General features: G+C 66.6%; 15 protein-coding genes, 1 tRNA gene and 1 pseudogene. 14 read left to right on the plus strand and 3 right to left on the minus strand.

The window, feature by feature from the left end; all coding sequences use genetic code 11:
* The first annotated feature begins 12 nt into the window (after window positions 1-12).
* From VMT65_RS31215 to VMT65_RS31250, 9 genes and pseudogenes are all read left to right on the plus strand, one after another.
* The gene (locus tag VMT65_RS31215; protein ID WP_326312107.1) at window positions 13-552 is read left to right on the plus strand and encodes a hypothetical protein; all 540 of its coding nucleotides are present in this window, start codon (window positions 13-15) and stop codon (window positions 550-552) included.
* Window positions 553-575: 23 nt separating this feature from the next.
* The gene (locus tag VMT65_RS31220) at window positions 576-2249 is read left to right on the plus strand and encodes a hypothetical protein (RefSeq protein WP_326312108.1); all 1674 of its coding nucleotides are present in this window, start codon (window positions 576-578) and stop codon (window positions 2247-2249) included.
* Window positions 2250-2352: 103 nt separating this feature from the next.
* Window positions 2353-2466: pseudogene (locus tag VMT65_RS38500) on the plus strand (DUF2786 domain-containing protein); the annotation flags it as partial.
* A gap of 114 nt (window positions 2467-2580) precedes the next feature.
* Window positions 2581-3051 carry a hypothetical protein gene (locus tag VMT65_RS31225; protein ID WP_326312109.1) on the plus strand — a complete coding sequence of 157 codons (471 nt, stop codon included), beginning with the start codon at window positions 2581-2583 and terminating at the stop codon, window positions 3049-3051.
* Complete coding sequence (locus tag VMT65_RS31230; RefSeq protein WP_326312110.1) at window positions 3048-3248, plus strand: hypothetical protein; 201 nt, start codon at window positions 3048-3050, stop codon at window positions 3246-3248. Before VMT65_RS31225 ends, VMT65_RS31230 begins: the two co-directional genes overlap by 4 nt.
* Window positions 3245-3457 (plus strand): hypothetical protein, encoded by a 213-nt coding sequence (locus VMT65_RS31235; protein WP_326312111.1) that lies wholly within the window; start codon window positions 3245-3247, stop codon window positions 3455-3457. Before VMT65_RS31230 ends, VMT65_RS31235 begins: the two co-directional genes overlap by 4 nt.
* Window positions 3454-4440: a helix-turn-helix domain-containing protein gene (locus VMT65_RS31240; protein WP_326312112.1), complete on the plus strand. Its 987-nt coding sequence runs from the start codon at window positions 3454-3456 to the stop codon at window positions 4438-4440. The genes VMT65_RS31235 and VMT65_RS31240 overlap by 4 nt, the downstream gene beginning before the upstream one ends.
* 37 nt (window positions 4441-4477) lie before the next feature.
* Entirely contained in the window at window positions 4478-4702 is a 225-nt protein-coding gene (locus VMT65_RS31245; protein WP_326312113.1) for a helix-turn-helix domain-containing protein, read from the plus strand.
* The gene (locus VMT65_RS31250) at window positions 4702-5973 is read left to right on the plus strand and encodes a tyrosine-type recombinase/integrase (protein ID WP_326312114.1); all 1272 of its coding nucleotides are present in this window, start codon (window positions 4702-4704) and stop codon (window positions 5971-5973) included. The genes VMT65_RS31245 and VMT65_RS31250 overlap by 1 nt, the downstream gene beginning before the upstream one ends.
* Window positions 5974-6013: 40 nt before the next feature.
* On the opposite strand, the gene VMT65_RS31255 is transcribed toward VMT65_RS31250, so the two are convergent.
* Window positions 6014-6090, minus strand: a tRNA-Pro gene (locus VMT65_RS31255).
* A 253-nt stretch (window positions 6091-6343) separates the two neighbouring features.
* On the opposite strand from VMT65_RS31255, the gene VMT65_RS31260 reads away from it, so the two are divergent.
* The 4 genes from VMT65_RS31260 to VMT65_RS31275 all read left to right on the plus strand — a co-directional run bounded on the left by VMT65_RS31260 (window position 6344) and on the right by VMT65_RS31275 (window position 11081).
* Window positions 6344-7999 carry an alpha/beta hydrolase gene (locus VMT65_RS31260; RefSeq protein WP_326312115.1) on the plus strand — a complete coding sequence of 552 codons (1656 nt, stop codon included), beginning with the start codon at window positions 6344-6346 and terminating at the stop codon, window positions 7997-7999.
* A gap of 108 nt (window positions 8000-8107) precedes the next feature.
* Entirely contained in the window at window positions 8108-8659 is a 552-nt protein-coding gene (locus VMT65_RS31265; RefSeq protein WP_326312116.1) for a hypothetical protein, read from the plus strand.
* 93 nt (window positions 8660-8752) lie between these two features.
* The gene (locus tag VMT65_RS31270) at window positions 8753-9502 is read left to right on the plus strand and encodes a response regulator transcription factor (RefSeq protein WP_442790342.1); all 750 of its coding nucleotides are present in this window, start codon (window positions 8753-8755) and stop codon (window positions 9500-9502) included.
* Window positions 9480-11081 (plus strand): sensor histidine kinase, encoded by a 1602-nt coding sequence (locus tag VMT65_RS31275; protein WP_326312117.1) that lies wholly within the window; start codon window positions 9480-9482, stop codon window positions 11079-11081. Before VMT65_RS31270 ends, VMT65_RS31275 begins: the two co-directional genes overlap by 23 nt.
* 63 nt (window positions 11082-11144) lie before the next feature.
* Here the strand turns inward: VMT65_RS31275 and VMT65_RS31280 are convergent, their stop codons facing one another.
* Entirely contained in the window at window positions 11145-11462 is a 318-nt protein-coding gene (locus VMT65_RS31280; protein WP_326312118.1) for a hypothetical protein, read from the minus strand.
* A gap of 202 nt (window positions 11463-11664) precedes the next feature.
* On the opposite strand from VMT65_RS31280, the gene VMT65_RS31285 reads away from it, so the two are divergent.
* Complete coding sequence (locus VMT65_RS31285; protein WP_326312119.1) at window positions 11665-12648, plus strand: asparagine synthase-related protein; 984 nt, start codon at window positions 11665-11667, stop codon at window positions 12646-12648.
* Window positions 12649-12663: 15 nt separating this feature from the next.
* Here VMT65_RS31285 and VMT65_RS31290 read toward each other — a convergent pair whose 3' ends face one another.
* Window positions 12664-13611 (minus strand): LysR family transcriptional regulator, encoded by a 948-nt coding sequence (locus VMT65_RS31290; protein WP_326312120.1) that lies wholly within the window; start codon window positions 13609-13611, stop codon window positions 12664-12666.
* Window positions 13612-13738: the final 127 nt, after the last annotated feature.

A 13738-nucleotide genomic window follows, 5' to 3' on the forward strand; every position in this document is an offset into this window, starting at 1 on the left:
GAGGCCAACCCCGTGACCGACAAATACTTCGACGAACCCCTCAACCCCACCCACAGCGACGACTCCACCGAAACCGGGCACAGCCGCGGCATCGGCGCGCAGCTCGCCGATTGCCCGGCATGCACCGATCGCAGCGAGCGTGAATTGGACTGGCTGTGGGCGTTGGACCCGGACGCACTGCGGCGGCTGCTCGAAGGCGCAGGGGCGATCGCGATCGCCGCCGTCAACGCAGAGATACCGGCCTACACCGTCGAAATGCGCAGCCTCGCACTGCATCTGATCATCGATGCCCCTACGGGACCGCCGACCTGCACACACGAGTTCATCGCCCGATGCGTGCCCGACACGTTGGCCACCGCGTGGGGGATCACCTGGGACGACGTTCGACCGGTCGATCACCCGAGCACCGTCGAGATCCAGATCGCCGCGGTCACCGAGGAACGCGCACTGATCAACCTGGTCGCCGAATTCTCGAATCTCTTCCGGCACTGGGCCGCCCACCCCGACCACGCCCGCGCCTGCGCCGACAGCGCCGTCCGCACCCTCTACTGACCCGAACAGGAGATCCACGCCTTATGTCCGACAACGCCTCCGAACTCGACCAGATCACCCACGACGCGAGCCACCTGGGCCGCACCGTGCTTCAGCTGATCAGCACCTGGCGGCTGATGAACCCGAACGCCACCAGGGTGCCGCGCAGCGTCCGTCGCGATATCAACCAGCTACTCAAGGCCGACAGGAAAGAACGCGAATTCGCCCACGGCCAGGAACGCGTCCGAGTGGAACGGTCCGTCCGCGAGTTTCAATGGAAGTTGCTGCACGACAGCGCTGTCCGGCCGTGGGACACCCAACAGAGCTGGTTCGACCGCCAGCGCGAACTCGCCATCGCCCACGAACGGCTACGCGGCCAGATTCACCTCACCACCCACCTGTCCGCCACCGAACGCGGACAAGCGGCCCGCGCCCTCACCCACGCCCGCCAAAATCCGCAATCCCCGATCGGGCGCGTCTTCGGCAAGCCCCGCGGATTGGACGCTCTGCGTGCCCGGCTCCACGACGGATTCACCCGGCTCCGTGCCGGACTAGCCAACCCGACCGAACAACAGCAGATTCACCGATGGCAGCAGCAGCGACACGACCGCTCCGCGCCGGGACGACGCGGAATCGAGTCTCTTGATCCGCTGTACAACTTCGACCCCAACCAGCCGATCGACCTCGTACCCACCGAAATGGCCGCTTCGACCGCGCAATCCGCACCCGGCCAGCCTCAGCACCAGCGCACCGGCATCGACCGAGACCCCCGCGGCAGCGCACCCGAGGTGCCCATCGACCCAGGAGAGCCGATGGAGGTGGTCCACGGCCGGGGGAATCCCGAAGCGTATGAGGTCTATGTAATCAGCGAAGCGGATGCCACCGGCACGGATCGAAAGGTCGAGAGTAGGACCGTTTCCAACCCGATTGAGGCGGTGGACTGGGCACAACAGCGTTTAGACGGACACGGCAGTGAAGTCAAAGTGCTCGTCTACCCGGCAGGACCCGGCCATGAGTACCACGCGGGCCGCCCGGTCTACTCCGTGCAGGGCCGCACCGACGTCATCGCCGCTCAGCTCCGCGACGACGTCACCAGCTGGAAGATGACTTCCCCGCAGCCCGGCAACCCCACCGGCCAGAACCCCAATCAGGCTGCACCGCAACAAGACCCCGCACGCGCCAACACCGAACAGAATCCCAGTGCCGGGCATGCCGATGTCGAACACAACCCCGGCTACCGGGTCGCGGTCGGAACGGCCGAGTTCGCGGCGAAACACCCGGACATGGTCGAGCACGCCGACGTGGCGACCCTCACCGCGGGCTACACGTGGGCTCTCGATCAGCTCGGCGACGACCACAAGGGCTGGCCCGCCGACGGCGATGTCGTCGTACGAATCCACGATCGCACCCAGAAACCGCTCCACACCCTGACGGGCCCGCGCGGCATGGCCATCGACGAGGTCATCGGCTGGCAGGAACACCACGAACACAGCCCACTCGCGCATATCGAAGCACTTCAAACCGAACTGCAGGCCGCCCGCGCCGAAGTCGATCAACTCCGAACCGAAAACACCGACCTGGTACGGAAATTCGCCGAACACTCACCCACCGAGAACGGCCCGGCAGCACCGGCCATGCCGACCGGGCCGCGTCTGGCGCAGCCGATCTTCGCGGCACCGGTCCTCAACCAGCCCATCCTGAACGGGCTCGACAGATGAACAGCACCGACCCTCGCAAGCCGGGTGAGCAACCGGTCCCCTCGACAACTGGCCCGGTGCCGGTCCACCGCTCCGAACCGCCGCAGATCGGAGGACCGGATCGGTGACCCCCGACCAGGCCCGCGCCAAGGTCGACAAGCTCCGGGCCCACGCCGCCAGCGTCGACGGCACTCCCGAAGCAGATCTGTTCTACGCCAAAGCCAACGAACTCGCCCGCGAACACGGCCTCCCGCTCACTGCCGACGCAGCCCAACCACCACGCCCAAGACGGGCGCAGCCCGCCAATACCTCGCGCCCCCAACCGGCCACCCCAACGACAAGGAGCACCCCCGTGACCAACACCGCTGCCAAGGCCACTAAGCGCCGTCCGGTCAGCGACGGCACCATGCGCCACGCCTTTACCCCACGCACCCGCGCCGCCTTCGGCCGCAACGACGAACCCGGCACCCAGATCGCCGGATACATCGTCGCCATCGATGAAGAGCCCGACCTCGACTTCCACACCAAAGCCCCCAAACTCAACGCCGACGGTACCGAACGCATGATCCCCGTCTATCTCATCCAAACCGACGGCAGCACAAAGCCTTACGGCGCAGGACTGCGAAAGCTGTGGATGCGCACCGGTGTCGCCGACGCCATCGTCGAAGCCTGCCTAGACGCAGGACACGAACAAGCCGCCCTCGGCGGCTGGCTCCAGATCCGCTACGAGGGACTCGGCGAACCACCTGCCACCAACTTCGCCGCCCCCAAGCTCTACACGGCCACCTACAAGCCGCCCAACATGCAGGAGGCCCGCCGATGACTACGCCCGACCGCATCACGTGCCTGCTCAACCAGGCTGCAGCTGCCGTACTCGCAAACGATGATGCCGCCCTCGACAGACTGATGAGCTCGCTCGACGATCACGACCTTGAAGCCCTGATCGGCTACCTCGCCAAAGGATTCGACATACAGGTCCGATTTCTCACCGCCGACGACCATCGCGAGGAGCCGCAATGAGCAACGGAGCCATCAAATTCCGTCTCGTCGGTGACCGTCCCGACATCACCGCCATGATCGAGGCCCTCGACCCGGTACTCGACATCATTCAGGACTGGCGAATCTACCCCATGCAGAGCGGTAGCGGCGTCCGCGCCTACCTGGAAGCCCGACCCCAGCCGACAGCCGCGACAGCCGATGTCGCCCCCCACCCCGAGGAGCACGAGTGACCGGCAACGACGCCGGTATCGCCGACGGGCGCACCAATGACGTTGCGCCCGTCGACCTCCCGAGCGACCCTCCCATCGACGACACGAGTGATCCCTCCGACAACGGCGACACCGCAGTGTTGCATTCGACACCTGCCCGTCGCTTCGCGCGACAGCGCCAGCGACGCCTTCCGCGGTTTACCGGTGGTAAAGCCGTCGCCTGGCTCGGCTTCGGATTCGGTGCGCTGCTGTCGGTTTTGGCCAATTGGCTATATACCTGGTTGCCTCATGCCAGCCACGCGACAGCCGAAACCCCCAGTGTCGCAGCGCAAATCGGATCCGCCGTCTGGCCGCTGGTGCTCATGCTCTCCGTGGAGGTCCTGCTCCGCGTGCGGTGGCTACCGGGTATCTGGTGGAGGCTGGCCCGCTACTTCGGCATTGGCACCGTGGCCTTCGGGTCCGCGATCATCAGCTATGGCCACGTCTATCACGTCCTCCTGTCCTGGGGATACGACTCGGTCGGCGCGCACGTCGGGCCACTTGCCATCGATGGATTCATTGTTATCTGCGGATTCGCGCTGCTGTCCGAATCGGTCCCGCAGCACCCGCGTGACGTATCGCAGAGGCCTGGAAATGGCAATGGGCACAACATATCCGATCCCAATCCGGAATCGGGTCGTGACGGCGACACGGATCGCGACACACCCGACACCGCATGCAACGCAACCGACACCCCGAAAGACGCAGCGGGCCCGGTCCGCGCCGTGGATGCGACAGCGGGCGACACCACATCGGATCTCGACCGCGACAACCGAATCAGGCAGATGGCCCGTGCCGGTATGTCGACCCGTGAGATCGGTCGCATTGTGAGCTTGCACCACTCCACCGTCGCCCGCATCGTCGCCCATGGCGACACCGAGTCCGACGCCCGCGCACCACTGCGCCTAATAGCCGAACCATGCGACGGCACCCAGCAGAGCGATCTCAATCCGTTGCTCCGGTGACCGATCACATCAACGGAATGAAAGGAGGAATACTGCAATGGACGGAATGAGCCCGGAACAGATCCTTGAAACCGGCTGGTACACAACCGAGGAGGTCGCCGCGGTCCTGAAGGTCGACCCGTCGAGCCTGCGCCGCTGGCGCACGGCACAGCCGCCGCAGGGTCCGCCGTTCGTCCAGATCTCCGGCCGGGTCACCCGGTACCGGGGCGCCGATGTGATCGCGTATCTGATGCGGCGGCGGGTGGATCCGGCGGTGGCATGATGGGCGATTCGGTGAACCTCATTCCACTCGGCGTGCAGATCCGCGGCAGCATCGAAGAGCGGAAGCGCGCCAAGCCCTTTCTGGCGCGCGTTCGCTGGACTGATCCGGTCGCCAAGAAGAGGGACAGCAAGTCCCAGGCCTTCGAAGAGCGTGCCGACGCGGAGGAGTGGATCGAGGGGATCCGGCAGGCCGCGGCGCGCGGTGTGGATCCGAAGACGGCCACTGCCACGTTGAAGGACTACGGCGAGGCCGTGTGGGGTCTCGCGATGCGTGGCGTCGAGCCCAAAACTCTCGACCCATACCTTGCGGGCTGGCGCCGACGCATCGTTCCGACCCTTGGGCATCTGCCGATCACCATGATTTCGGGAGGTGTCGCGGATCGGGCGGTCACCATGTGGATTGCCCAGGGACACGGCAAGTCCACGATCAAGAACACGCTGGCCGCGCTCGGGCGAGTTATGGACCAGGCCGTGCGCGACGAGGTGATCGATCGCAACCGGGTGGAGGTCCCCGGCTGGCAGCGTCAGTACGAGCGGCACGAGGATGAGCTGAACAACCCTCGCGCACTGGCGCTTCCGGACTGGCAATCCCTCACTGAACTCGCTGATGCGTTGGTCGCCAGATCATCGGACCACTACGAGGTCTGGGGTGAGGTCGTGATCTATGAGGCATGCACCGCCGCCCGCATCGGTGAGGTCTCTGGGGTCCGCGTCGAAGACATCGATATCGAGACATGGATGTGGAATCTGCGGCGGCAGACTACTCCTGGCCCGGGAGGGCTGAAAGACAAAGGGACGAAGGGTAAGCGCGCCCGCAAGATCCCCATCATCGTGGAGCTTCGGCCGATAGTGCTGCGAGCGATCGCGCGGGCGCATGCTCGGGTGGATGCCGATCCGGCGATGAAGAATGCGGACGAAGCCACCCGGGCGGAGGCGTATCGGAAGGCCAGACTCTTCGTCGGCCCCCGCGGAGGGCGGATCCAGATCACCGTCCTCCGCCGCGCCACCCATTGGGACGAAGTGGTCGCCGGGCTCGGCTACGAACACCTTCGCCGCCACACTCTCCGGCACACCGGGCTGACCTGGTTCGCCGACGCCGGAGTGCTACTGCATCTGCTGCAGGAGATCGCCGGGCACTCCGACCCGCGGGTCACCAAGCTGTATCTGCATCCGAACACCACGGCACTGCAGAAGGCCGGTGATCTGCTGTCGCTGCACCTTGCAGCGCCGAAACGGCCACCAATTGGCCACCATCTCCGAGTGGTCAAATGAACAGAAAATCCCCTCCGACCAGGTCGGAGGGGATTTTTCTTGGTCGGGCTGACAGGATTTGAACCTGCGACCACTTGACCCCCAGTCAAGTGCGCTACCAAGCTGCGCCACAGCCCGTTGCATTCGCTCTCGCTCGTGCTCGACGAGATTACCCCACTACCCCCCTGTACATCCAAATCGGCTGGTTGGCGGCGTGTGGTGGGGGAATCGACGGTGGTTTGGGGGAGGGCTCAGGGTTGTTCTGGCGCAGGGGAATCCGGGGTGTGGGCGGTGGGGAGGGAGATTGGGGTGAGGTGGTGGTGGGGATGCGCGCGGCGCGTCGTGGGGTGGCTGCGGGGCTGGTGGGGGGATGCGCGGCATGATTCGGGTTATGGCGATGGCGGATGATGATTACCGGCCTTGGGTGATCAAGAAGCTTCGGCTGAATTTTGGGGGGATTTGTTGGGGGTTGGTGTTCTTTGTCAGTGCGTTGTCGCCTTCGTTGTTGCCTCGGGGGTGGAAGTTCGAAGGCGTGGTTTGTGGGGTTTCGTTGATTGTGGGGTATGCGTTCGGGGTGTTGGTCAGTTGGGGAGTGCGGGCGGTTTTTCGGAAGGAGATGCCGGGGCGGGTCAAGCGTGGTGCGTGGTGGGGGCTTGGCATTGTGGGGGCGGCTGTGGTTGTCGCGGCTTTGGCGGCGGGGTCGGCATTTCAGAACCGTGTTCGGGAACTTGTTGGTGAAGCGGATCAGAATCGGTTGTGGTATGTCGCGGTGTTTCTGATTTCCCTGGTTGTGTTCGGGCTGTTGTTGGGAGTTGGGCGGGGGATTCGGTGGTGTTTTCGGCGGATCGCTCGGGTGCTCGAGCGGTGGGTTCCGGCGCGGTTGGCAGGGGTGCTTGCGCTGGTTGTGCTGGTGGTGGCGGGGTTTGTCATTCAGTTGGTGGCGCGGGACGGGCTGGTGGGGTTCGCGGACAAGACGTATCACGCGCTCAATGGCGGGACGAAGCCCAATACCGTGCAGCCGGTGAGTTCCTTTGTCTCCGGTGGGCCGGGATCTTCGCAGAGTTGGGGCTCGCTGGGGCGAGAAGGTCGGCAGTTTGTTGCCAGCGGGCCGAGTGTGGAGCAGATCGGGAAGATTTCCGGACAGCCCGCGGCCGATCCCATTCGGGTGTACGTGGGCATCGAATCCGGAAAGACCACCGAGGAACAGGCGGATATCGCGGTAGCGGAATTGGAGCGGACGGGTGCGTTCCATCGCGCGGTGCTGTGTGTGATGACGACGACCGGCAGCGGCTGGATCAATGAGCGGGCGGCGGATTCGCTCGAATATCTCTACGGCGGAAATACCGCCGAGGTCGCGATTCAGTATTCCTATTTTCCGAGCTGGATTTCCTTCGTGACCGACCGCAGCCGCGCCACCAGGGCCGGGCGGGTGCTGTTCGATCGCGTCTACGACCACTGGTCCGCGCTGCCTGCGGAGGCGCGGCCGAAGCTGCTGGTGTTCGGGGAAAGCCTGGGGTCGATGGGTGGCGAGGCCGCCTTCGCGGATCTGGACAATCTTCGGAAACGAACCGACGGGGTCATGTGGGTGGGCCCGACGCACAGCAACCGGCTGGCCCGCGAATTCATCGAGCATCGAGATCCGGGCACCCCGGAGGTCGCTCCGGTCTACGAGGGCGGTCGCACGGTTCGATTCGCCTCCAGCCCACAGGATCTGGCTAATCCGCCGGTCGAATGGACCTCACCCCGGGTGCTGTATCTGATGCACGCCAATGATCCGATCGCCTGGTGGAGCCCGCGTCTGCTGTTCGAGCAGCCCGACTGGCTAGAGGAGCCACGCGGCCGCGGCGTCGCCCCGGAGATGTTCTGGGCACCGTTCGTCACCTTCTGGCAGGTCACCTTCGACACCTTCGTCGGCATCGGCGTGCCCGAGGGGCAGGGGCATCGCTACGAGGATGCGATGCTGCCCGGGTGGGTCGATATCGCCGCACCGCCCGGTTGGACCGCCGACCGTATGGCGGCCCTGACCGGAGCACTCGAAGCGCACTGAGCCGCCTCTGATGCCTCTGGGCCCTATCCGTCCTGTGCGGTGCGTGTGAAGTCTCGACATCGAGATGGCTTCCCGCCGTATAGTTTTCACGGTTCGGGGATTCGCATCGTGGAAGAGGTCGCCATGCGTGGAACGATTGCCGCGGCAGCCTGTGCAGTCGCCGCGCTTGTCGCCGGGACTAGTGGGGCGGGGCAGGCGCAGGCCGAGAGCGGAATGGTTGTCAGTCACCCGGATTCGCCTCCGTTCGATTATCCGCCGGGAGAAGTGTGTGGGTTCGGTACACATGTTGAGTTTCCGGTTAGCGATCTGACCATGAGCGTGTGGCACGATGCGGGCGGGCGGCCTGTCTTTGGGACGGAGACAGGGGCTTTGGTGATGCGGGCCACCAATACCTCCACCGGTGCGACGATCGAACGCGATATCTCCGGTTCGGGCAGCCTGCTGTATCCGACGCTGGACCCGGCCGATTTCGTGCTCAGCGGCAACGATTGGTCGGCCGGCATACACGGCGGCGATCAGCCGGATTCGGCGCAGCATCATTGGTATCTCTCGCACGGGTTCATGTCGGTGCGCGTCACCTCCGCCAATGGGCACACGACTCGACAGTTACTGGCACTGGTCGGGCCGTACGAGGATCTGTGCGTGACGCTGAGCGGATGACGGCACCCAGGCTGATCCGCGGCGGCCAGGGCTCACAGCTGACACATAGGTTCGGTACAGCCAGGCCCCAGTGAGGTCCCCGAACCTAGACCAATGTCTGTGGTGACCTCGGGAAATGCGCCCATCGAGCGGGTGGCCATGCGGCGGGCCGACGGGGGGTCGCCCGCGGTGCTGGTCGTGGACGACGAGCCCGCGCTGGCCGAGTTGGTGGCGCTGGCGTTGCGATATGAGGGGTGGTCGGTGGAGACGGCGGGGGATGGGCGGGCCGCGCTGGCCAAGGCCCGGGAGGTGCGGCCCGATGTGGTGGTGCTCGATCTGATGCTGCCGGATATGACCGGGCTCGAGGTGCTCGAGCGGATGCGACGGGTGTGGCCGGAGCTGCCGGTGCTGCTGTTGACGGCCAGGGACGCGGTGGAGGATCGGATCGCGGGGCTGACGGCGGGCGGGGACGACTATGTCACCAAACCGTTCAGCATCGAGGAAGTGGTGCTGCGGCTGCGGGCATTGCTGCGGCGGTCGGGGGTGGCCGCCGAGGAGACCGGCTCGCGGTTCGTGGTCGGGGATCTCACACTCGACGAGGACAGTCACGAGGTGACCCGCGGTGGCGTCGAAATCGTCTTGACCTCAACGGAATTCGAGCTGCTGCGGCTGTTCGTGCACAATCCGCGACGGGTATTGAGCAAGGGGCAGATTCTCGACCGGGTGTGGGGCTACGACTTCGGGGGACGATCCAACATCGTCGAACTGTACGTCTCGTATCTACGTAAGAAGATCGACAGCGGCCGCAAGCCGATGATTCACACACTGCGAGGTGCGGGCTATGCCCTCAAACCCGCTGACTGAGATGAAGCCGAGCGAGTCGACGCCGGCAGCCGACCCGACTGTCGCATCGAACCCGCCCGAGAGGGAGTCCGTCGAGTCGACGCCCGCCCGCCGACGCTGGTCGCTGCGGGCCCGATTGCTGGTCGGCCAGGTCGTGCTGTTGGTGGTCGTGGTGGTCGGCATCGGCATCACGACCGAGCTTGCGCTGCAACAGTTCCTGGTGCACCAGGTGGACGTCACCCTGGCCGAGACGGCCAAGCGCGCCCTCATCGACTCCGGTGGCGGGCCGAGTCTGGGTCCGCGGCCAATGGATCAGCATAGCCAGCCCGGCCCGCCGCCACCGTCCGAACCGGACTACGGCCCCGGACCGGATTTTCTGAATCGCCGCAATATTCAACCGGATACGGTCGGCGCGCTGGTCGGCACCGACAAGTCGGTGAGCGCCGCCCGGGTGCGCGCCGACGGCACGCAGTCGCTGCTGTCGGCGGCCGCCCGCGAGCGGCTCGCCGCCATCGCCACGGGTAAGCCGGTGTCCCTGGATATTCCGGGCGAGGGCCACTATCGCGTGCAGGCCGCGACCACCTGGTCGGGGCAGACCGTCATCACCGGACTGCCACTCGCGTCGGTCGACGCCATTCTGATGCGGGTCCTCCTGATCCTGCTCGTCGTCACCGCCAGCGTCCTGGCGGTCGCGATCACCGTCGGCATCTGGCTGATCCGTAGCGCGCTCGCACCGCTGGGCCGCGTCGCCGCCACCGCCGCCCGGGTCGCCGACCTGCGACTGGATCGCGGCGAAGTGACTCTGCCCGTGCGGGTTCCGGCCACCGACGCCGACCAGCGCACCGAGGTCGGTCAGCTCGGCGCGGCCATCAACCGCATGCTCGATCACATCGCGGGCGCGCTCTCGGCCCGCCACGAGAGCGAGACCCGCGTGCGGCGCTTCCTGGCCGACGCCAGTCACGAACTGCGCACTCCGCTGTCGGCCATTCGCGGCTACGCGGAACTGGCTCAGCGTGAACGAGATACGTCACCCGAGGTGGTCGCGCACGCGCTGAGCCGGATCGATTCGGAATCCCGGCGCATGACCACGCTGGTGGAGGACATGCTGCTGCTGGCGCGCCTGGATGCCGGACGCGGACTCGAACGATCCCCGGTGGATCTGACCCAGCTCACCGTGGACGCGGTCGCCGACGCTCACGTCGCGGGCCCCGACCTGACCTGGAAGCTGGAGCTGCCGCCCGAACCGATCGTGGTCACCGGCGATTCGGCCCGCCTGCACCAGGTCCTGGCCAACCTGCTCGCCAACGCCCGCACCCACACCGGCCCCGGCACCACCGTCACCACCGCCCTGACCGACGACGGCCGCGGCGGCGCACGCTGGCAGGTCACCGACAACGGCCCCGGCATCCCGGCCGACCTCCAACCGGAGGTCTTCGAACGTTTCGCCCGCGGCGACTCCTCGCGCTCCCGCCGCGCGGGCAGCACCGGCTTGGGCCTGGCCATTGTCGCCGCCGTGGTCAAGGCCCACGGCGGCGACATCACCGTCGAAAGCGCCCCCGGCCGAACCGAATTCGCGGTCCACCTCCCCGCCACCCACTGACGGGCGCACCGGCCCGGTCACCAGGCCCCGGGTGACCGGGCCGAGTGCGCCGGACCATTCGACCTAGGCGGAGCCGGTCGGCGGCAGCTGGGGCAGCTGCGGCAACTGGGGCTGGTCCGGGCCTTGGTCACGGTCGCCCGGCTGGTCGCGATGGTCGCCGGGCCGGTCGCGGTGGTCACGGTCGCGGTCGTGATCGCCGTCGTGGTCGTGGTTCCAATCCGGATCGGCGATCTGGCTGACCACCGGAACGCCGCTGTCGGCCGTCGCGGCGGATGCGGGGATGGCCAGGGCGGCGAGGGGGACGGCGGCCAGGGCACCGGCCACGGCGACTCGGGCGGTCAGACGACGCAGACGCGACGGGGTCGTAGACGAGGAATTCAACGCGCGAAACCTTTCTCGGAGGGAAGGACGACCGATCGGCCGCCCCGGTCACCCATCAAAGAGGCGCAGGATCGGAACGACGTGGGTCCCGCCTATGTCCCAGCTGGGAATCGGAAAGCCTCCGGTTGCCCGCAGTAGGCTGGGCCGGGTGGGAGAAGAAGCCGAACACCCAACAGCTTTCGCCGCCCAGAGTGGCGAGCCCATGCAGTTCGTTGCCGACCTGCGCGATGTCGCCACACCCGACCCGGGGGCGCGGCGGGTGGTTGATGTGGGCTCGCTCGCCCCGCTGATCATCGAGGAGACCCGGGATCGGCTGCGGGCGGTGTTCGCGGCGATGCCGGGCGATCCGTTGCTGATGCTGTCCGGCGGCGTGGATTCGATCTTCGTGGGCGCGGTGGCCGTCGAGATGGGGTATCGACCGCGGGCGGTCACCGTGGTGACCGCCGACGGCACCGATCGTGTGAACGCGGCGGCCGCGGCGACAGCGCTCGGCCTCACCCACGAGATCATCGAACTCGACGGCCCAGCTGTGGTCGAGTTGGCCGAGGAATCCGTGCGTCGCCTGGAAGTCGCTGAGCTGTGGGAGGTTTCGTATGCCGTCCCCATGCTCGCGATGCTGCCCCTGCTCGAGCGCCTCGACACCGTGGGCCCGATCCTGACCGGACGCGGAGCGGATGCGCTCTTCGCGGGCGGCAAAACCCTTGCCAGCCCGATCGATTCACCTGCCGCCGCGGCCGAACTCGACCACGCCGTGCGCAAGGAATCCGCACTCGAATTGACCCGCACCCGCCTCGTCCCAGATTTCTATCCCCGCATTCTCGGCGACCACGCCGACCGCATAATCCACGTATTCCAAACCGTCCGCTTCTGGGAATTGTCCGAAACCTTCGCACCCCCAGCACTATTCGGCACCCACGACGGTCATTCGGTGGACAAGCTCTGCCTCCGAATCGCCTGCGAAGAGCTATTGCCCACGTCCGCGCGCCCCCTGGCCTGGGCCAAGAAGTCCGCGATCCAACACTCGGCGGGCATCATGGGCGCGCTCTCCGCCGCCGCCCGCACCGCCGCCGCCAACCTGCCCGGCGCGCAAACCTATACCGACCCCTTGACCGAACCCTTCGAGGCCGTGGCCACCCGCCTGTTCCTCGACCGCCTCGCCGACAACGCCAAAACTCCTACCCCCTGATCTCGGAAGGGTGCTTCAGGGCTGGATGAGTTCGATTGCGGCGGGCGGAGTTCCGGCGGCAGGGGAGCCCATGAGCATGTCGCGGTGGGTGTCCACCTGAGCGCGGAGGGCTTCGACGATGGCGGCCACCTCGGGGCGGCGGAGGGTTTCGGCGCGGGCCACCAGCCAATAGGTCAGGCGGACTGAGATTTCCGGGAGGACACGGACCAGGTCGGCGTGTTGGTCGGCCATGAAGCAGGGGAGTAGGCCCAGGCCCGCGGCCGCTCGCGTGGCTTCCACGTGGACGAAAACATTGGTGGAGGAGATGGATTCGCGCATCATCGGGGCGAAGGTGGGTGCCAGGTCGAGGTCGTCGACCTGGAGCATGGAGTCGATGAAGTAGACTAACGGATGGTGGGACAGGTCGTCGACCGAGCTCGGGGCGGGATGGTCGGCGAGGTACCCGTGGGAGGCGTACAGGGCGAGGGTGTAGTCGCCCAGCGGGATGGCGCGGGCGCGGCGCAGTTGCGGTTTGCCCACCACCACTTCGATATCGAAGCCGGAGCGTTGCAGGGAGGCCAGGCGGGTGGCGGTGACGATCTCGACGGCGAGTTTGGGGTGGCGGCGCTGGACGTCGGCGATGGCGGGGGCCGCGACATAGGCGCTGAACCCGTCGGTGGCCGACATGCGCACCACCCCTTCGAGTGTCGGGGTGTCCGAGGTCAGCGAGCGCACCGCGGATTCGATGGCCTCGGCGGCGGTCAGCGCCTCCCGGCCGAGGTCGGTGAGCTCCCAGCCGCCCGCGCCGCGAATCAGCACCCGCCCGCCGAGCGCCTGCTCCAGCGCCGCGATCCGCCGCGAGATCGTCGTGTGGTTGATCCCCAACTCCTCCGCCGCCGAGACGTAGCGCCCGGTTCGCCCCACCGACAGCAGCACCAGCAGGTCATCGGGGCTCGGACGGCTTGTGGCAGAGGTCACGCTCATTTCTGCATTCTTGCAGATTGTGGCTGCGGAACTGGTCATTGCTGCGTCACCCGATGTGCACGAATACTCCTTGGCATCGAAGTTTGTGGGCCGCATCACAGATGAGGGTGAGGCGGCCCGAGCGTGA

This window comes from Nocardia sp. CDC153, from assembly GCF_035818515.1.
Classification (GTDB): Bacteria; Actinomycetota; Actinomycetes; order Mycobacteriales; family Mycobacteriaceae; genus Nocardia.